The sequence below is a fragment of the Minwuia sp. IMCC3060 genome (genome assembly GCF_029909435.1).
Classification (GTDB): domain Bacteria; phylum Pseudomonadota; class Alphaproteobacteria; order Minwuiales; family Minwuiaceae; genus Minwuia.
Genome location: NZ_CP123782.1, coordinates 1,012,385 through 1,028,949 on the forward strand (window position 1 = coordinate 1,012,385; position 16,565 = coordinate 1,028,949).

Sequence of the window (16,565 nt, forward strand, 5' to 3'; positions counted from 1 at the left end):
TCAGACCTTCACTTCCTTTTTCTCCCGCGCGGCGCCGGCGGTCAGCATCGTCTCGATGGTGGCGGTGTCATAGCCGAGCTCGGCCAGCACTTCCCGCGTCTGCTCCCCCAGGTGCGGCGTGTGCCGCCTGACGGACACCGGGCTCTTCTCGAAGTTCACCGGGAACTTCATGGTGCGCAGTTCACCCTCCGTCGGGTGGTCATAGTGCTGCCAGAAACCGACCTGTTCCAGATGCGGATCGACCAGCAGGTCCTCTGGCGTGTTCACGCGGGTGCAGGGGATGCCATGCGGCTCCAGCTTCTGCAGCCATTCATCGGTGGTCAGCGCCCCGGCCAGTTCCGACAGGGTGGAATAGACTTCCTCGATATGGGTCTGCCGCGCGGCGAAGCTGTTGAAGTGCGGATGATCGACCAGGTCCTTGCGGCCCGCGGCCTCCAGCACCACGGCCCATTGCCGGTTGTCGTAGGGCAGGATCGCGACCCAGCCATCCTTCGACGGATAGGGTTTGCGCCAGGGGGTCATCAGCCGCACGTACTTGGTGGGGCCATCCGCATCGGCATAGGTCGCGCCGTCCAGATGCTCCACCATGTTCATCCCGACCATGGTCTCGAACATCGGCACCTCGACGAACTGGCCCTCGCCGGTGCGTTCCCGGTGCAGCAATGCCGCGACGACCGCGTTGCAGGCCATCAGGCCGCAGGTCTTGTCGGCCTGGATGAAGCTGACATAACGCGGCTGGTCCAGCAGCGTGCCCTGGATCGAGGCCCCGCCCGAGGCAGCCTGGATGATGTCGTCGAACGCGGTCTTGTGGCCGTAGGGACCGCTTTCGGAGAAACCATAGGCGCCGACATAGACCAGGTTCGGATTGACCGCCTTCAGGTCCTCATAGGCGATGCCGAGCTTGCGCACCGCCTGCGGGCGCAGGGCGTGGATGAAGACATCCGCTGTCTTCACCAGGTCCTTCATCGCCGCCAGCCCCTCCGGCTGCTTCAGGTCCAGGCAGATGGAGCGCTTGTTGCGGTTGCAGTTCAGGAAACAGCTGGCCATGCCTGCGTTGCGTGTCGTGCCGATGGCCCGGGCCAGGTCGCCCGCCGGTTCCTCCACCTTGATCACGTCCGCGCCCAGATCGCCCAGCATCTGCGATGCCAGCGGACCCAGCACGATGCGCGTCAGATCGACGACCCTGTAGCCCGCCAGCGGTCCCCTGTTCTCCGTTTCCAGAGCCATTTCATTCTCCCCATGGTCCGTTGTCGCGTAGCGGCATCGCCGGCCACGCCCGTCCATCCGGTTCCTGCCCGCATGGGCAGGAACCGGACAGGTTTCCGGCCTGATCAGCCTGCGGAAGCGCCGGCCATGACGCCGCCATCGACCACGAAGACCTGGCCCGTGGTCCAGGACCCGGCCGGGGCGGCGAGGTAGACGGCGATGCCGGCCAGATCCTCCGGTTCACCCAGGCGGGCCATGGGCGTTCCCGCCAGCCGTTTCGAAGACCGCTCCGGATCGGTCCAGAGGGCCTTGGCAAAGTCGGTCTTCACCAGGCCCGGCGCGATACAGTTGACGCGGATATTGTCCTTGCCGAACTCCACCGCCAGGTTGCGCGCCAACTGGAAGTCCGCCGCCTTCGAGATGGCATAGGCCCCCAGTGCCCGGTCGCCCTTCAGCCCGCCGATGGACGAGACGATGATGAACGCCCCGTCCTTGCGGGCCTGCATGCCGGGGATCACCATCTGCGCCAGCCAGAGGTTCGACTGCACGTTGCAGGTCATGATCTTCTGGAAGGCATCATCGGGGATATCGAGGTTGGACCCCATGAAGGGGTTCACCGCCGCATTGGCCACCATGATGTCGATCTGGCCGTAGGCGGCTTCCGATTCCCGGACCAGCTTCTCCAGATCCTCCCGGTTGGTGATGTTGCAGGAGATCGCGGTGGCGTCGCCGCCGTCGGCCCTGATCCCGTCAACCACCGCCTGGCAGGCATCCAGCTTGCGGCTCGCCACGACGACCTTCGCCCCATGGGCGGCCAGCGCCTGCGCGATGGCCTTGCCGATGCCCTTCGAGCCGCCGGTGACGACCGCGACCTTTCCCGTGATGTCGAACAGATGCTTCATCGTTCAGCGTACCTTTGCCGCCGGACGGCTGAGGCAGCGGCCAGCGAATTCGGCGACGTTCGGCACTGCGGAGAAATCGAACTTGGCCATCTTGCCCCAGGCGAGCACCGCCGCGACGTTCAGGTCAGCCACGGAGAAATCGTCGCCCACCAGCCACTTGTGGTCAGCCAGGTAGGTGTTCAGCACCTCCAGCGGCCAGGCCAGGTCCTTCAGCGCCTGTTCGACGACCTTCGGATCCCTCTGGTCTTCGGGCAGCATGGCGGCGTGGAACAGGTAATTCAGCATGGGCTTCTCGACCTCGGTCATCACCCAGAACGACCATTCCAGAACCTTGGCCTCGCCCACCAGATCGGTCGGGATCAGCTTGCCGTGCTTCTTGGCCAGATAGATGTTGATGGCGCAGGATTCACCCATGCCGATGTCGCTGTCCTTGATCGCAGGCACGCGACCGGCCCGGTTGATGGCCAGATACTCGGGCTTGCGGCAGTCGCCGCCACGGAAGTTGATGTCAGCCTCGTGGTCGAAGTCGATGCCCAGTTCGCCCGCCATCCAGAGCGTGCGCATGGCGCGCGAAGCGGCCGGACCCAGAATTGTCAGTTTGCTCATTTCTCTCCCTCCCCTTTGAGGACCCTATCGGTCGGCGGCATTTGATCCGGCGCGGGGGCCGAGGTCAACGACCGCCGACGCAGGCGCATGTCCGCCCACTGCATGAGCAGGATGCTGCCCAGTACCAGAACACCGCCCAGCGCCTGCAATGCGCCGAGCACTTCGTCGAACAGCACCCAGGCCTCTCCGATGGAGGTCAGGGGCTGGATATTGGTCGCCATGCCGGACTTGAGTGCACCGATATGCGATATGGACCAGAGGTACATGGGCATGGCCGAAGCCTGCAGTACCGCCACACCGAAGACTCCACCCCAGCCACCGGCCGTCTCCGGGAACCGTACATCCGCGACGAAGATGCCGATGAGCACCAGAACCAGAAGCGCGGTCCAGCTGAAGTGAAACGTCATCAGAAACACGTTCACTTCACGGAAATGCCGGGCCACCAGGACCGCGTTCGTGGCGGTCGCGAAGGCGGCGACGAGGGAGAAGACGACACCCCGCCAGTCGCTGTCGCCGACCGAACTGCCCAGCATCAGCGCCAGGCCGACAAAGGCGAAGACGATGGAGAACAGTTTCAGCGGGCTGGTGGGCTCGATCCGCAACACGGTGACGATGACGGCGATGATGACGGGAAAGGTGAAGAACAGCAGGGCGGCAAGCCCGACAGAGATGAACTCCACCGCACCGATATTGCCGTAGGTCATGGCCGACATCAGCACGCCATTGAACATGGCCAGCGGCACCAGCTTTCGCGGCAGGCCGAAGCCGCTGCCGCGATAGAGGATGAAGGCGGCCATCAGCGTGGTCATCAGGATACTGCGGACACTGGCGACGACGACGCCGCTGGCGCCGCCCTCGTAGGCGAAGCGCGCGACGGCGACCGCGCTGCCCAGGAAAATTCCGGCCAGCAGCGCCAGCGCCAGGCCGGTGATTTCGGTTCGGTCCTTGCCCACGTGATGTGTCTCCCCCCGACGCAGGTTCGCGCGTCAGGCAGGGGGAAGGCAATCACCTATTCAGTCAGGGCTGACCTGATCCGTGGATGTCCTCGTGGTCAGTCGGAGCGGACGACCGGTCCGCCGGGGCGGCGGATCGTGATGTCGCCGGGGTCGCGGGTGGCCGGTGTGCTTGATGCCGCCCGTGAAGCGGCGCGTCGCGGCCCACCATTTCGGCCCTGTCCGGGCTGGCGGTCGCGCGGCCATTCCTTCTGCGAAGCCAGAACCCAGAGTGCGATCAGGCCGATCGGCGGAATGATGGCCGTCAGGCCCCAGAAACCGCTGTATCCGGCCTTTGACGCTATGCGCCAGCCGAACCAGGCAAGGATGAAGACCACGGGCGAGCCGGGCAGCAGCAGATGTTCCATCAGAGGCGATCCCTCACCCGGTCGAACTCATCGAAAGGCCCGGTGATCCGGCCTTCACCGGACGGCCATGTCCTGAAGGCGATGAAGCCCAGAGCCAGCGGCAGCCCCGCGAAGGGGATCAGTGCATAGAGCGAGATCGTCGGGCTGAGACCCGCACGATCACAGATTCGCCAGAGCGGCAGGACGAACAGGATACCCACGACGACCATCCAGCCCAAGAAGCCAATTTCAAACACCTGATTTCCCCGGTTGTTCCGTTTCAGGTGAGATAGGGACGCAAAGCGGCGATTTCATCCCCCCGCCCGCGACAACGCGATGCTTGAGGGGGGCTGGGCACCCTGCTAGATGGCATCTCCACCCCCGCCGCTGCCCCGCCACGGAGAGCCTCATGATCCCGCGCTATTCCCGCCCCGACATGGTGAACATCTGGTCGCCGGAGAACCGTTTCCGCATCTGGTTCGAGATCGAGGCCCATGCGACCGATGCCCAGGTGGCGAACGGTATCGTGCCCGCGGATGCGGCGAAGGCGGTCTGGGACCGGGGCGGCTTCGACGTGGACCGGATCGACGAGATCGAGCGGGAGGTGAAGCACGACGTCATCGCCTTCCTGACCTCCCTGGCCGAGCATGTGGGGGAGGAAGCCCGCTTCGTGCATCAGGGCATGACTTCCTCCGACGTGCTGGACACCTGCCTGGCCGTTCAGATGACGCAGGCGGCGGACATCCTGCTCGCCGACATCGACCAGTTGCTCGCCGCCCTGAAGAAGCGGGCGATGGAGCACCGGATGAGCGTCAAGGTCGGCCGCAGCCACGGCATCCACGCCGAGCCGACGACCTTTGGCGTGACGCTGGCCACCTACTACGCCGAGTTCGCGCGCAATCGGGAGCGGCTGGTGCAGGCCCGCGCCGAAGTCGCGACCTGCGCCATCAGCGGCGCGGTGGGCACCTTCGCCAACATCGACCCGAACGTCGAAGCGCATGTTGCGGAGAAGCTGGGCCTGACGGTGGAACCGGTCTCGACACAGGTCATCCCGCGCGACCGCCACGCCATGTTCTTCGCCGTCATGGGAGTCATAGCCTCTTCCGTCGAGCGGCTGGCGACGGAGATCCGGCATCTGCAGCGGACGGAGGTCCTGGAGGCGGAGGAATATTTCTCGCCGGGCCAGAAGGGCTCCTCCGCCATGCCGCACAAGCGCAATCCCGTGCTGACCGAGAACCTGACGGGGCTGGCGCGCTATGTCCGCGCCCAGGTCATCCCGGCGATGGAGAACGTGGCGCTCTGGCATGAGCGCGATATCTCGCATTCATCCGTCGAGCGCATGATCGGTCCCGATGTCACTGTCACCCTGGACTTCGCGCTGGCGCGGCTGTCGGGCGTGGTCGAGAAGCTGGTGGTCTATCCGGAGCGGATGCTGGCCAACATGAACCGGCTGGGCGGTCTGATCCATTCGCAGCGCGTGCTGCTGGCCCTGACCCAGGCGGGTGTCAGCCGTGAGGACGCCTATCGTCTGGTGCAGCGCAACGCCATGAAGGTCTGGGAAGCGGATGGCAAGGCCGATCTGCTGGCCCTGCTGAAGGCGGACCCGGAGGTGAGTGCGGCGCTGAGTGATGAGGCCCTGGAGTCCATGTTCGACCTTGGCTACCACCTGAAACACGTCGATACGATCTTCGCGCGCGTGTTCGGGGAGTAGGCAGCCGTTTCACCCGCGCCGGGCCGGAGCGCGATCCAGATGTTTCACGTCTCGAACGGCTCACCCCAAAGGTCCGCCAGATAGGGGTTCAGGAAACGGCCCGCCGGGTCGAGTTCGCGGCGCAGTTTCGTGAAACGCTCGAAGTCCGGGTAGAGCTGTCGCAGGTCGTCGGCCTGCAGGGAGTGCATCTTGCCCCAGTGCGGGCGGCCGCCGCGACGGCGGAAAATCGGTTCGATGTGTTCGAAGAACCAGTCGAAGCGATCAAGATGCCAGGCATGGACAGCGACGGAGATGCGCGGACCGCCCTGAAACGGGCTCAGCCAGGCGTCATCGCCTCTGGTCATGCGGCATTCGACGGGAAAGAACACGTCGCGCCGTTCGCGTTCGATCACGGAAAGCACTTCCTCCAGCGCCTCCAGCCCCTGATCGACCGGCAGGTGATATTCCATCTCGTTGAAGGGATTGTTGCGTTCGTTGGCCAGCATCGCCCAGCTCGGGCCGATGATGTCCTCCGGTTTCTGGCTCCTGGCGACCTTGTTGAGGACCGCGCGCCGGAGCGGGGATGCCCAGCCCAGCAGGTCGCGCAGCAGTTTCAGCTGCTTCACCGCATTGCTGTCACTGTTGTCCTTCGCGCCCGAATCCGGCTCATCGGTGGTGTCGTGGACAATGTTGAAGGCGTGATCGCAGAACGGCAGGCAGAAGAATTCGAAGTTCCGGTGCTGCGCCCAACTGTCCATCGCGGTGGCCAGCGTGTCCTTCAGCGGGCGGGCGAAGGTGCGCCGATGCAGCCGGTAGGCCGGTTGCAGGGAGACCTCCGCCTCGACAATGATTCCCAGGCTGCCCAGCGCGATGCGTGCCGCATGCAGCAGATCGGCGCCATTCTCCTCGCTCGCCGTCACCGTTTCGCCGGTCGCCGTGACCAGCGTGATCTGCTGCATCTCCGCTGACAGGCAGGGGAAGTCCGAGCCGGTGCCATGGGTGCCGGTGGACGTGGCCCCGGCCAGCGACTGCGCGTCGATGTCGCCGAGATTGCGGAAAGCCAGACCAAGTTCCTGCAGATCCCGTGAAAGGGCATTCAGGCTGGCCCCGGCCTGCAGCCGTGCGGTGGCGGCGGACGGGTCGCAGGAAAGGACCGTCCCTTCGATCCCGCTGAGGCTGACCAGGGTATGGTCCGTGGCGGCGAGGGGGGTGAAGGAGTGGCCCGATCCGACGATACGTACCCGTCCCCGGCTTTCGCCGAGTCTGGCCGAGAGCGCCGCATGGTCGGAGGGGCGGAAAATCGCTGCCGGCGTCGCGCGGACATGCCCGGACCAGTTCTGCCAGTTGCTGCTTGCCATGCCGATCCACCGTCCGCACTGTTGGTTGCTGACCGGATCATAGGAGGCTGATCGCCTCGGTGGCAGGGGGAGAATGCCCGTGACTGACGATGCGCACCAGGAAATGGCCGAGAAGCGCCTGGAAACCATCAGGAGTCTGCTGGGCACGGCCTGGCGCTCCGACCCTGCGGAGGTGCAGGCGCTGATCGACCGGCTGTCGGTCGAGACCTTTGTCGACAAGATCTCCAGGCCCCGCCGGCAGGTCTATCGCGCCCTGATCGACTATCTGGAGGATGCGCTGGGGGAGCGGGAGGACGCGGACCCGGAGGAAATCCGTGCACGTGCCGGTCGCCAGAGCTACCTCCAGCGGCTGATCAAGGGACTCGACTGAGGGCACCTGACGTAATTGCTTGCATATTCCCGCCCGGACATTCCAGAACACGGGCAGGGTCCGGATGACAGCGGCGCCCCGCACGCTGGTCCAGACCGGATGAGAGGCCAATGACGGAACATTTCGACATCTTCGTCATCGGTGGAGGCATCAATGGCTGTGGCATTGCGCGTGACGCGGTGGGCCGTGGCCGGACGGTCATGCTGGCCGAGATGAATGACCTTGCCCAGGGCACGTCCTCCGGATCGACGAAGCTGATCCATGGGGGACTGCGCTATCTGGAACATTATGAGTTCCGTCTGGTGCGCGAATCCCTGATGGAGCGGGAGACGCTCTGGTCCATGGCGCCGCAGATCATCTGGCCGCTGCGGTTCGTGCTGCCGCATCATCGTGGCCTGCGCCCGGCCTGGATGCTGCGGCTCGGCCTGTTTCTCTATGACAACCTCGGGGGGCGGAAGCTGCTGCCATCGACGCGGACGCTGGACCTGCGGACCGACCCGCTGGGCGCGCCGTTGCACGAGGCGTTCGTGAAGGGCTTCGAATATTCCGACTGCTGGGTCGATGATGCCCGGCTGGTCCTGCTGAACGCCCGCGACGCGGCGGACAGGGGGGCCGTGGTCCGCACCCGCACGCGCGTGACCTCCGCCCGCGCCAGCGACGGCAAGTGGCTGGTGGAGATGGCGGACCAGCGCAACGGGACGGTGCACACGGTTACGGCCAATGTCTTGGTGAACGCGGCAGGCCCCTGGGTGGATCACGTGATCGGCGGTGTTGTCGGGCGCAACAACAGCCACAACGTCCGGCTGGTCCAGGGCAGCCACATCGTGGTGCCACGGCTGTTCGATCATGACCGCTGCTACATCTTCCAGAATGCGGATGGCCGGATCGTCTTCGCGATTCCCTACGAGGGGGACTACACCCTGATCGGCACGACGGATCGTGACTATGGCGGCGATCCCGCAGACATCCGGATCTCGGACGAGGAGAAGACCTACCTGACGGAGGCGGTCAGCGCCTACTTCAGGAAGCCGGTCTCCGTCGATGACATTGTCTGGACCTACTCCGCGGTCCGCCCGCTCTATGACGATGGCGCCTCGAAGGCGCAGGAGGCGACGCGGGACTACGTGCTGACCACGGACAGGGACACCGGCGCGCCGCTGGTCAATGTCTTCGGCGGCAAGATCACCACCTTCCGCCGCCTTTCCGAGGAGGTGAACGGGAAGATCGACACCCTGCTGGGATCGACGTCGAAACCCTGGACGGCGGGTACGACCCTGCCCGGCGGCGACATCCCGGTCACGGGGTTCGATACCTATGTTGCGGAACTGCAGGCCGCCTTCGATTACCTGGACCCGGCAATCGTTCACAGGCTGGCGCGCCTCTATGGCACTCTTGCGCGCGACATACTGGACCGGCCGGGCGGCGAGGAAGGACTGGGGCTGCACTTCGGCGCCGGACTCTACGAGGCGGAGATCCGCCACCTGATCGACCGGGAATGGGTCACCTGCGCGGATGATGTGCTCTATCGCCGGACCAAGCTGGCGCTGCATCTGGATGAGGCGCAGAGGTCGCGGCTGGCGGACTGGATCGCGGCCGTCGTGCCGCCGCACGCGACATCCGCCGACGACACCTGACACGGCAGCCCTCGGGCCGGTGGTTGGGCACTGGACGGACAAGACCCGTTTCGGCATAGTCCGGCGCAGAATTCCTCGTCCTGTCCTGCATGGAGCGGTCGCGAACATGGCACACATCGGTACACGGTTCTTCACCTGGCGAAACGGCAAGCAGGTCGGTGAGGACCAGTTCGGCAATCGCTATTATGAGGACCGTCGCGGAACCGGGCGCCGCTGGGTCGTCTACAAGGGCATTGTCGAAGGCTCGAAAGTACCGTCGCAGTGGAACGCCTGGCTGCATCGCACCACGGATGCAATACCGCAGTCGGCGCCGGATCTGCGGGAATGGGAAAAGCTGCACCAGCCCAATCTGACCGGCACGCCGCACGCCTATCGTCCCGCGGGTCATGTCACCAAGGGGGCCAAGCGCGCCGCCGCAACCGGTGACTACGAAGCCTGGTCGCCCGAGGGCTGATCAGCAGGGCATTTCATCCGAACACGGGGGCAGTCACACGCATGTCCAACAATATCGTCGAAACCGTGATCGGGGCCGTGGTGATCGCCATCGCGGCCATGTTCCTGATCTTCGCCTACCGCACCGCCGATATCGCGCCTGGCACCGGCTATGAGCTTGTCGCCAAGTTCGACAAGGTGAACGGCGTGACCACCGGTGCCGATGTGCGGCTGAGCGGAATCAAGATCGGGTCCGTCAAATCGACCGAACTGGAATCGCCGACCTATCTGGCGCTGGTCCGGCTCAACATCGCCTCCGACGTGAAGATACCCGCTGATTCCTCCATCCGCGTGCTGGCCGACGGCCTGCTGGGTGACACGTTCCTGTCGGTCGAACCGGGCGGTGACGAGGCCAACCTGAATGCGGGGGATTCCTTCCGTTTCGCGCAGGGCTCGGTCAACATCATGGATCTGGTGGGACAGGCGATCTATTCCGGTGGAAGCAGCAACCAGTGACCCAGCAGAGCCAGGACTGGCAGCCGGATCGCTATCAGCAGCATGCGGGATTTGTCGCGGTACTTGGCACCCCTGTACTGGAACTGCTGAACCCGCAACCCGGTGAGCACATTCTGGACCTCGGCTGCGGCGACGGTGTCCTGACGGAGAAGCTGGTCGCGGCGGGCTGTCAGGTCGTCGGCGTCGATGCCGGTGCCGACATGATCGCTGCCGCACAGGCACGCGGGCTGGACGCGCATGTGGTGGACGGACACGCGCTTGCCTTCAGCAACGCCTTCGATGCCGTCTTCTCCAACGCCGCCCTGCACTGGATGACCCGTCCGGCAGAAGTCGTTGCGGGGGTTCACCGCGCCCTGAAACCGGGTGGTCGTTTTGTTGCCGAATTTGGCGGGCATGGAAATGTCGCGGCGATCAGGACGGCGCTGATTGCTGTGCTGGGCCGGTACGGCATTGATGGTGCCGCACTCAGCCCCTGGTACTTTCCGACGCCGGATGAATACAGCGCCCTGCTGCGCGCGGCGGGTTTCGAGGTGCATTCAGCCGAGCTGATCCCGCGTCCCACACCGTTGCCGACGGATGTCGGTGGCTGGATGGACACGTTCGCCGACAGCTTCTTCGCGACGCTGTCACCGCAGGACCGGGCTTCGGCCAGGGCGGAGGCCGTGGAACTGCTGCGGTCGGTGCTTTGTGACAGTGAGGGACGATGGACAGCAGACTACGTCAGATTGCGCTTCTCGGCCTCGCGCTCGGACTAGCGGTCCTGCCGGCCGCGCCAACCCGTGCGCAGATCATCACGGAAGGGCAGGGCGAGACCTTTGACGCCGCCCGCGCCGAAGATGCGACGGGCCGCATCGCGATCCTGCGCGCCCTCGACAAGGTCACGGCGCGGACGGTCGATCTGGAAGTGCCCGTCGATGAACCGATCCGCTTCGGCACGCTGAATGTCACGGTCCGCTATTGCCGGACCCGCCCGCCGGAGGAGCCGCCGGAGACCTTCGCGTTCCTGGAGATCGAGGAGGTACCGGATTCCCGCGCGGCGGTGCGCCTGTTCACCGGCTGGATGATCGCGTCCAGCCCTGCGCTGAACCCGCTCGAGCATCCGGTCTATGACGTCTGGGTCGTCGGCTGCCGTCATCCGGAACCGCCAGAGCCCGAACCGGAGGCCGGCGAAGGCGACGAAGCGTCATCGGAGACCGAGACGGAAGCGGACTGACCCGCGTCAGCGCGACTTCTGCAGGCCGCGCGCGATGACCACGTTCTGGATCTCGGTCGTGCCATCCATGTACTGGGCCATCTTGGCGCAGGCGAAGTGGCGGGCCGCGACCTCGTTCACCATGAAACCGTTGGCGCCCATGACCTGCATGCAGTCGGCCAGCCGGGTCAGGGCCGCGCGGGTGGCGAACTTCTTGGCGTGCGCCGCCTCCATGCTCGCGTTCACGCCTGCGTCCCAGCGGGCTGCGGCGCTGTAGGTCAGCAGCCGCGTTGCCTCCAGGTCCGTGGCCACATCGGCCAGCATCCACTGGATGCCCTGAAAGTCGCCCACCGTCTTGCCGAAGGCAGGACGCTCCGCGACATAGTCCAGGCTTCGTGCCAGTGCCGCACGCAGCATCCCTGTGCACATGGCAGCCACGAAGAAGCGGGCGGAATCGATGCCCCCCATGGCGGCCTTGAACGCCGCTTCCTGCGGGATCAGCACGTCATCCTGCGTCAGGCGCACACCCTCGAACCGGAAGCCGCCGGTTCCGAGCGCGTGCCCGCCCGCCATGGCATAGGGACCGACGCGATGCACGCCCGCGCGCTCCGCCTCGATCATGAAGCACATGATGCCGCGCCAGCCCTTTGCGGGATCGGTCTGTGCGTAGATCGACAGGACACCGGCTTGGCTGGCGCTTGAGATCCAGGCCTTCTCGCCATCCAGTACCCAGCCGTCACCGTCGGGGCGGGCCATGCAGGCGACAGCCTGGGCGTCGGAGCCCATGCCCGGCTCCGTCAGCAGGAAGGCACCGATCTTCCGGCAGGCAATCAGATCCGGCAGGAACTTCTGCTTCAGCGCGTCGGAGCCATTGCTGGCCAGGCTGAGTGCGAAATTGTTGTGCACGACCATGCTGAAGGTGAAGGCCATGCAGCCGGAGGCCAGTTCCTCGAAGACACGGCAGGCCGCGCTGAAGCTTGCGCCCTTGCCGCCGTCAGCCTGTGGCACCAGCACACCGCCAAGGCCGCGGGCGGCGGCTTCCAGTTGGGCATCGCGCGGATAGATACGGTCGCGTTCCCAGTCCCCCGCGTTCGGTGTCACATGTTCCGCAGTGAACTTCTGCGCCACATCAACCAGTTCACGTTCCGACTTCGACAGTTCGACCTCGAATGCCACGAGCAGCCTCCCCTGAGCGACAATGTTTTTTCGCACCCTACGATCCCGTTGCCGCGATGGGAATGAAACACGACAGATGGCGGGCATGTCCGAATACCATTGTCCTGCGTCGGGACGAGGGCATAAGGTTCGGCACTGCGGATGTGAGGAGCGCGAGAGCAATGACGCGGTTTCTGAGCGAACAGCAGGTCGCGGACTACCAGCGTGACGGGTTCGTCTTTCCCCTGCGCGCCTTCGCGCCGGAAACCGCTGACGCCTACCGCCATCGCCTTGAAAGCTACGAGGCGGAGACGGGCGGGCCGATCCAGTCCAACATGCGCCACAAGGTGCATCTGCTGTTCACCTGGGCCAGCGAACTGATCCGGCATCCGCGCATCCTCGATGCGGTGGAGGATGTGCTGGGTCCGGACATCCTCTGCTGGAGCACCAATTTCTTCATCAAGGAACCGGGCGACGAGAGCTTCGTCTCCTGGCATCAGGATTCGACCTACTGGGGGCTCGAGCCGCCGGACGTGGTCACCGCCTGGGTCGCCCTGTCCGACGCGCCCGTCGAGTCCGGTGCGATGAAGTTCAAGCCCGGCAGCCATCTGGGTGGGCAGATCGCCCACAGCGACACGTTTCACCCGAAGAACCTGCTGACCCGGGGGCAGGTGATCGACGGGGATCTGGACCTGTCGGATGCGGTTTCCGTGCCGCTCCAGGCCGGTGAGTTCTCACTGCACCACATCCGGCTGGCGCATGGGTCAGAGCCGAACAGGACCGCCAACCGGCGCATCGGCTTCGCCATCCGCTATATCGGCGCCCATGTGAAACCGGTGAAGGCGGCCCGCAGCGCCACCCTGGTGCGGGGCATCGACCAGTTCGGCCACTTCGACCTGGAACAGGCGCCGGTGCTGGACCTGGACAGGAACGCCCTGGCCGCCCATGAGCATGCGATGAAGGGTCAGCTCGAGGCGCTCTACTCCGGCACGGACGTCGAAACCGCACGCGACTGAGCGCCGAGACGCGGGCTGTTCAGCCAGCCAGCAGGAAATCCATCATCGCTGGCCATGCCGCGCGGTCTTCCATCATGAACAGGTGACCGCCCTCGAATTCCTTCATCTCCGCGTCGGGCAGCCGGTTCAGCATCGCCTCCGCCCGTGCGGTCGGCGCGATGTCATCGTACCTGCCGCCGCAGATCAGCGTCGGGGCGGTGATCGTGGGCAGGATGTCCCAGGCGTCGTGGCCGGCGCGGGCAGCGAGCTGACGGTTCTGCGCCGCGCGTCTCACCGGGTCCTCCCGGTTCGCACGGGCGCTGGTCTGGTAGAACTCGACCATCTGGCGGGCCTTTTCGGGGTTCGCGGCGCGGCAGGCGGCGTCCCGGCGATTGTCGGCCAGCGTCAGCATCCGTTCGGCGAATGCGTCCGCGTCCAGCTCACCGAGTTCGTGCAGCGGAAAGGACGCGCCGCCTGCGCCGCCCGGACTGGTGCAGCACAGCACCAGCCGGTTCAGCCGTGAACCCAGCCGCGCCGCCAGATGCTGCGCGACCATGCCGCCAAAGGAGACACCAGCCACCGCGCAGTCGTCCCAGCCCAGGTGATCCAGCAGGGCGAGAGCATCGTCCGCGAAGTCATCCATCGTCGGGTCTTGTTCGGTAATCGTCGACCGCCCCATCAGGCAATGGTCGTAGGCACAGACGGTCAGGCGGTCGATACCCGGAACAGCAAAGACATTCGGTTGACGGCGCAGGTCGCTGCCGGTTCCGCTGATGTACAGGACACGCGGGCCATTGCCATGGACCTCGTGATAGATCTCGATCCCCCGGACATTCGCGAAAGGCATCCGGTCAGTCCTGCAAGCGCTGGTACAGTGCGGCGATATAGGTGCGGTCTTCCTGAGCCAGCTCACCGGCCTCCAGTTCACGCAGGAAGTCCTCCAGATCCTCCCGCGTGCCGTCATGCAGGGACGGTCGGGCCAGCATGGCCTCGATCGCGCTGCGGATGGAGTCGTCGTCCTCTCCGACCTCGATGGCCGGGGCGCTGCTGACGGCGGTGCCGGGCAGGCGTTCCACCAGCACTTCCTCCCACTCCAGCGCAGCCTGATCCAGCATGGCAGCGGCGGCGCGGGCCGCGCTCAGTACGGTCTGGTCGTCCACTCCACCCAGCGCGTCCAGTGCGGCAAGCAGGGCGTCACGATCAATGCTCATTCTCAACAGTCTCCATCCGGGGTGCGCGCGGCGCCAGAAATGGTCTCTGACAGGGCGCTGGAATCTCGTCTACCCTGCGCCATATCACGAATGCGAGGCCGGACCCAAGCGGCCCGCAATGGCGGCGACGGGGAAGAGATGAAAAAGCAGCAGTCACCGGAAACCGTGGTCGCCCAGGCCGCGGGCCATGTGGAAGCCGCCTCCCGTGGCCTGGCCCCCGGAATCTTTCCAGCCACCACCTATGAACGCGACCCGGACATGTCCCTGCCCGGCGGCGCGGTCTACAGCCGCGACGACAATCCGGGCTTCGACGTGGCGGAGGAAATGCTCTGCACGCTGGAGCGGGGGGCGGAGGCCATGCTGTTCGCCTCCGGCATGGCGGCGGCGGCATCCCTGTTCAAGGCCCTGCGCCACGGGGACCGGGTGATCCTGCCCCGGGTGATGTATTTCGCGCTGCAGGTCTGGGTGCAGGGCTTCGCGGAACGCTTCGGCCTGCGGGTGGAACTGGTCGGCAATGACGCGGCTGACTATGTCGCCGCCCTGTCGAGAGAACCCGCCCGGCTGGTCTGGGTCGAGACGCCTTCGAACCCGCTCTGGACCGTGACCGACATCGCTGCCGTGGCACAGGCCTGCAGGGCCTGCGGGGCGACCCTGGCGGTGGACAACACGGTGCCGACCCCGGTGCTGACCCGTCCGCTGGAACTGGGGGCGGACATTGTCATGCATTCGGCCACGAAGGCGCTGAACGGCCATTCGGACGTGCTGGCCGGGGCGCTGGTGACGGGCAATGTGGATGATCCCCTGTGGCAGGGCGCGAAGGAGGAACGGCGGCTGGCCGGGGCGGTCATCGGGCCGTTCGAGGCCTGGCTGCTGGCCCGTGGCATGCGGACCCTGTTCGTGCGCATGGAGCGGGCGATGCAGAACGCCGCTGCCCTTGCCGAATGGCTGGATGCCCGTGAAGACGTGGCCGCTGTCCTCTATCCGGGGCTGCCGGGCCATCCGGGACATGCCGTCGCCGCGCGGCAGATGGTCGGTGGCTTCGGCACCATGCTCTCGGTCCGGACAGGCGGCGGGGAGGCGCGGGCGCGGGCGGTGAAGGGACAGTTGACGCTGTTCCGCCGCGCCACGTCGCTGGGCGGCGTGGAGAGCCTGGTGGAGCACCGCCGCACGGTCGAGGGACCCACCAGTCAGGCACCGGACGACCTGCTGCGGCTGTCCGTCGGGATCGAGGCTCTGGAAGACCTGAGAGCGGACCTGGCGCAGGCCCTGTCCGCAACGGCCTGGAATGAAACAACGGAAAAGGACGGGGAGTGAGTGATGATCGATCTCTACACATGGGGCACGCCGAACGGACGCAAGGTCTCGGTAATGCTGGAGGAATGCGGACTGCCCTATCAGGCGTTCGCCGTGAACATCTCCAAGGACGAGCAGTTCGCGCCTGATTTCCTGAAGATCTCGCCGAACAACAAGATCCCGGCGATTGTCGATTCAGATGGCCCGGACGGCAAACCGATCAGCGTCTTCGAGACCGGGGCGATCCTGATCTACCTGGCGCAGAAGACGGGAAAGTTCCTGCCCACGGATCCGCGGAAGTTCACCGACACGATGCAGTGGCTGATGTGGCAGATGGGGGGACTGGGGCCGATGCTGGGGCAGGCGCATCATTTCCGCCGTTTCGCCCCCGAAACCATTCCCTACGCGGTTGATCGCTACACCAACGAGACCGCGCGGCTCTACGGCGTGCTGGACCGCCAGGTCGCCGCCACAGGCTGGCTGGCGGCGGGCGAGTACACCATTGCCGACATCGCCTCCTTCCCCTGGATCGCGCGCCACGAATGGCACGGCCAGAAGCTGGAGGATTTCCCCAACCTGAAGGACTGGTACGACCGCATCTGGGCGCGTGAGCCGGTCAGGAAGGGTTTCGAGGTTCCCTGACCGGGCACACGCGCGCCGCCGTCA

20 protein-coding genes are annotated in these 16,565 nt (G+C 65.6%); 10 read left to right on the top strand and 10 right to left on the bottom strand.

Annotation, left to right across the window (positions count from 1 at the left end; all coding sequences use genetic code 11):
- The 6 genes from QGV54_RS04765 to QGV54_RS04790 form a co-directional block, all read right to left on the bottom strand.
- Positions 1 to 1,227 carry a CoA transferase gene (locus QGV54_RS04765; protein ID WP_281017990.1) on the bottom strand — a complete coding sequence of 409 codons (1,227 nt, stop codon included), beginning with the start codon at positions 1,225 to 1,227 and terminating at the stop codon, positions 1 to 3.
- 104 nt (positions 1,228 to 1,331) lie between these two features.
- Positions 1,332 to 2,108 (bottom strand): SDR family oxidoreductase, encoded by a 777-nt coding sequence (locus QGV54_RS04770; protein ID WP_281017989.1) that lies wholly within the window; start codon positions 2,106 to 2,108, stop codon positions 1,332 to 1,334.
- A 3-nt stretch (positions 2,109 to 2,111) separates the two neighbouring features.
- Complete coding sequence (locus QGV54_RS04775; RefSeq protein WP_281017988.1) at positions 2,112 to 2,714, bottom strand: glutathione S-transferase family protein; 603 nt, start codon at positions 2,712 to 2,714, stop codon at positions 2,112 to 2,114.
- A complete protein-coding gene (locus QGV54_RS04780) occupies positions 2,711 to 3,667 on the bottom strand; it encodes a DMT family transporter (protein WP_281017987.1) in 957 nt (318 codons plus the stop codon). The genes QGV54_RS04775 and QGV54_RS04780 overlap by 4 nt, the downstream gene beginning before the upstream one ends.
- A 98-nt stretch (positions 3,668 to 3,765) precedes the next feature.
- Positions 3,766 to 4,074, bottom strand: a complete 309-nt coding sequence (locus QGV54_RS04785; RefSeq protein ID WP_281017986.1) for a hypothetical protein — start codon at positions 4,072 to 4,074, stop codon at positions 3,766 to 3,768.
- Positions 4,074 to 4,292, bottom strand: a complete 219-nt coding sequence (locus QGV54_RS04790) for a hypothetical protein (protein WP_281017985.1) — start codon at positions 4,290 to 4,292, stop codon at positions 4,074 to 4,076. The genes QGV54_RS04785 and QGV54_RS04790 overlap by 1 nt, the downstream gene beginning before the upstream one ends.
- A 170-nt stretch (positions 4,293 to 4,462) precedes the next feature.
- Between QGV54_RS04790 and purB the strand changes: the two genes are divergently transcribed.
- Positions 4,463 to 5,764 carry an adenylosuccinate lyase gene (gene purB, locus QGV54_RS04795; protein WP_281017984.1) on the top strand — a complete coding sequence of 434 codons (1,302 nt, stop codon included), beginning with the start codon at positions 4,463 to 4,465 and terminating at the stop codon, positions 5,762 to 5,764.
- Between the two features lie 44 nt (positions 5,765 to 5,808).
- On the opposite strand, the gene QGV54_RS04800 is transcribed toward purB, so the two are convergent.
- On the bottom strand, positions 5,809 to 7,101 hold the full coding sequence (locus tag QGV54_RS04800) for a D-arabinono-1,4-lactone oxidase (protein WP_281017983.1): 1,293 nt from the start codon (positions 7,099 to 7,101) through the stop codon (positions 5,809 to 5,811).
- Between the two features lie 79 nt (positions 7,102 to 7,180).
- Here QGV54_RS04800 and QGV54_RS04805 point away from each other — a divergent pair, with 79 nt between their 5' ends.
- The 6 genes from QGV54_RS04805 (at position 7,181) to QGV54_RS04830 (ending at position 11,266) form a co-directional block, all read left to right on the top strand.
- Entirely contained in the window at positions 7,181 to 7,471 is a 291-nt protein-coding gene (locus QGV54_RS04805; RefSeq protein WP_281017982.1) for a hypothetical protein, read from the top strand.
- Positions 7,472 to 7,581: 110 nt separating this feature from the next.
- Positions 7,582 to 9,105: a glycerol-3-phosphate dehydrogenase gene (gene glpD, locus QGV54_RS04810; RefSeq protein ID WP_281020073.1), complete on the top strand. Its 1,524-nt coding sequence runs from the start codon at positions 7,582 to 7,584 to the stop codon at positions 9,103 to 9,105.
- Positions 9,106 to 9,211: 106 nt separating this feature from the next.
- On the top strand, positions 9,212 to 9,559 hold the full coding sequence (locus QGV54_RS04815) for an NADH:ubiquinone oxidoreductase subunit NDUFA12 (protein WP_281017980.1): 348 nt from the start codon (positions 9,212 to 9,214) through the stop codon (positions 9,557 to 9,559).
- 41 nt (positions 9,560 to 9,600) lie between these two features.
- Positions 9,601 to 10,053 carry an outer membrane lipid asymmetry maintenance protein MlaD gene (gene mlaD / locus QGV54_RS04820; RefSeq protein ID WP_281017979.1) on the top strand — a complete coding sequence of 151 codons (453 nt, stop codon included), beginning with the start codon at positions 9,601 to 9,603 and terminating at the stop codon, positions 10,051 to 10,053.
- The gene (locus QGV54_RS04825) at positions 10,050 to 10,808 is read left to right on the top strand and encodes a class I SAM-dependent methyltransferase (RefSeq protein ID WP_281017978.1); all 759 of its coding nucleotides are present in this window, start codon (positions 10,050 to 10,052) and stop codon (positions 10,806 to 10,808) included. The genes mlaD and QGV54_RS04825 overlap by 4 nt, the downstream gene beginning before the upstream one ends.
- Positions 10,757 to 11,266 (top strand): DUF2155 domain-containing protein, encoded by a 510-nt coding sequence (locus QGV54_RS04830; protein WP_281017977.1) that lies wholly within the window; start codon positions 10,757 to 10,759, stop codon positions 11,264 to 11,266. The genes QGV54_RS04825 and QGV54_RS04830 overlap by 52 nt, the downstream gene beginning before the upstream one ends.
- 6 nt (positions 11,267 to 11,272) lie before the next feature.
- Here QGV54_RS04830 and QGV54_RS04835 read toward each other — a convergent pair whose 3' ends face one another.
- Entirely contained in the window at positions 11,273 to 12,421 is a 1,149-nt protein-coding gene (locus QGV54_RS04835) for an acyl-CoA dehydrogenase family protein (protein ID WP_281017976.1), read from the bottom strand.
- Between the two features lie 161 nt (positions 12,422 to 12,582).
- Here QGV54_RS04835 and QGV54_RS04840 point away from each other — a divergent pair, with 161 nt between their 5' ends.
- On the top strand, positions 12,583 to 13,416 hold the full coding sequence (locus QGV54_RS04840; RefSeq protein ID WP_281017975.1) for a phytanoyl-CoA dioxygenase family protein: 834 nt from the start codon (positions 12,583 to 12,585) through the stop codon (positions 13,414 to 13,416).
- A 19-nt stretch (positions 13,417 to 13,435) separates the two neighbouring features.
- Here the strand turns inward: QGV54_RS04840 and QGV54_RS04845 are convergent, their stop codons facing one another.
- Both QGV54_RS04845 and QGV54_RS04850 read right to left on the bottom strand, forming a co-directional pair.
- On the bottom strand, positions 13,436 to 14,242 hold the full coding sequence (locus tag QGV54_RS04845) for an alpha/beta hydrolase (protein ID WP_281017974.1): 807 nt from the start codon (positions 14,240 to 14,242) through the stop codon (positions 13,436 to 13,438).
- A 4-nt stretch (positions 14,243 to 14,246) separates the two neighbouring features.
- Entirely contained in the window at positions 14,247 to 14,606 is a 360-nt protein-coding gene (locus tag QGV54_RS04850) for a hypothetical protein (protein WP_281017973.1), read from the bottom strand.
- A gap of 138 nt (positions 14,607 to 14,744) precedes the next feature.
- On the opposite strand from QGV54_RS04850, the gene QGV54_RS04855 reads away from it, so the two are divergent.
- Positions 14,745 to 15,920 carry a PLP-dependent aspartate aminotransferase family protein gene (locus tag QGV54_RS04855; protein ID WP_281017972.1) on the top strand — a complete coding sequence of 392 codons (1,176 nt, stop codon included), beginning with the start codon at positions 14,745 to 14,747 and terminating at the stop codon, positions 15,918 to 15,920.
- A 3-nt stretch (positions 15,921 to 15,923) separates the two neighbouring features.
- The gene (locus QGV54_RS04860; protein ID WP_281017971.1) at positions 15,924 to 16,541 is read left to right on the top strand and encodes a glutathione binding-like protein; all 618 of its coding nucleotides are present in this window, start codon (positions 15,924 to 15,926) and stop codon (positions 16,539 to 16,541) included.
- Positions 16,542 to 16,565 lie beyond the last annotated feature (24 nt).

Excerpts from the sequence above, each read along its gene's own strand:
- QGV54_RS04765 (WP_281017990.1), bottom strand. The coding sequence starts at position 1,227 with ATGGCTCTGGAAACGGAGAACAGGGGACCGCTGGCGGGCTACAGGGTC.
- QGV54_RS04770 (WP_281017989.1), bottom strand. The coding sequence starts at position 2,108 with ATGAAGCATCTGTTCGACATCACGGGAAAGGTCGCGGTCGTCACCGGC.
- QGV54_RS04775 (WP_281017988.1), bottom strand. The coding sequence starts at position 2,714 with ATGAGCAAACTGACAATTCTGGGTCCGGCCGCTTCGCGCGCCATGCGC.
- QGV54_RS04785 (WP_281017986.1), bottom strand. The coding sequence starts at position 4,074 with ATGGAACATCTGCTGCTGCCCGGCTCGCCCGTGGTCTTCATCCTTGCC.
- purB (WP_281017984.1), top strand. The coding sequence starts at position 4,463 with ATGATCCCGCGCTATTCCCGCCCCGACATGGTGAACATCTGGTCGCCG.
- QGV54_RS04800 (WP_281017983.1), bottom strand. The coding sequence starts at position 7,101 with ATGGCAAGCAGCAACTGGCAGAACTGGTCCGGGCATGTCCGCGCGACG.
- glpD (WP_281020073.1), top strand. The coding sequence starts at position 7,582 with ATGACGGAACATTTCGACATCTTCGTCATCGGTGGAGGCATCAATGGC.
- QGV54_RS04815 (WP_281017980.1), top strand. The coding sequence starts at position 9,212 with ATGGCACACATCGGTACACGGTTCTTCACCTGGCGAAACGGCAAGCAG.
- mlaD (WP_281017979.1), top strand. The coding sequence starts at position 9,601 with ATGTCCAACAATATCGTCGAAACCGTGATCGGGGCCGTGGTGATCGCC.
- QGV54_RS04830 (WP_281017977.1), top strand. The coding sequence starts at position 10,757 with ATGGACAGCAGACTACGTCAGATTGCGCTTCTCGGCCTCGCGCTCGGA.
- QGV54_RS04840 (WP_281017975.1), top strand. The coding sequence starts at position 12,583 with ATGACGCGGTTTCTGAGCGAACAGCAGGTCGCGGACTACCAGCGTGAC.
- QGV54_RS04845 (WP_281017974.1), bottom strand. The coding sequence starts at position 14,242 with ATGCCTTTCGCGAATGTCCGGGGGATCGAGATCTATCACGAGGTCCAT.
- QGV54_RS04850 (WP_281017973.1), bottom strand. The coding sequence starts at position 14,606 with ATGAGCATTGATCGTGACGCCCTGCTTGCCGCACTGGACGCGCTGGGT.
- QGV54_RS04855 (WP_281017972.1), top strand. The coding sequence starts at position 14,745 with ATGAAAAAGCAGCAGTCACCGGAAACCGTGGTCGCCCAGGCCGCGGGC.
- QGV54_RS04860 (WP_281017971.1), top strand. The coding sequence starts at position 15,924 with ATGATCGATCTCTACACATGGGGCACGCCGAACGGACGCAAGGTCTCG.